The following is a 438-nucleotide window of genomic DNA, read 5'->3' as shown; positions in this document are numbered from 1 at the left end:
GTCTACGGCTTCATGAAGCATGGTCTCGGCTTCCTGAAACTGTTCGTGCCGCATGGCGTGCCGGTCTTCCTGCTGCCACTGGTGGTGCTGATCGAAGTGATCTCCTTCGTGTCGCGCCCGGTCAGCCTCTCGGTTCGTCTGTTCGCCAACATGCTCGCCGGCCACATCACGCTGAAAGTGTTTTCCGGCTTCGTGGTCAGCCTGAGCGCGCTCGGCGCGGTCGGCGTCGCCGGCTCGATCCTGCCTCTGGCGATGGCGGTGGCGCTGACGGCACTGGAACTGCTGGTCGCCTTCCTGCAGGCCTACGTCTTTGCCGTGTTGACCTGCATGTATCTCAACGACGCCCTGCACCCCGGGCACTAGGTCCAAAAGTTTCCGGCCCAAGAATTTCCAACATTGGCGCCGGATGGAATCGCAACGGAATTTTAGATCCAAAGG

General features: G+C 60.7%; 1 protein-coding gene. It reads left to right on the top strand.

Translation table 11 applies throughout. The features are described from left to right. Positions 1-363: F0F1 ATP synthase subunit A (gene atpB / locus EN984_RS37340; RefSeq protein WP_127384487.1), on the top strand; the 363-nt coding region annotated here is incomplete at its 5' end. Positions 364-438: the final 75 nt, after the last annotated feature.

The sequence above is a fragment of the Mesorhizobium sp. M7A.F.Ca.CA.004.12.1.1 genome (assembly GCF_003997835.1).
GTDB lineage: Bacteria > Pseudomonadota > Alphaproteobacteria > Rhizobiales > Rhizobiaceae > Mesorhizobium.
The sequence above is the reverse complement of the archived record's forward strand: the minus strand, read 5'-3'. Positions and strand labels throughout refer to the sequence as shown.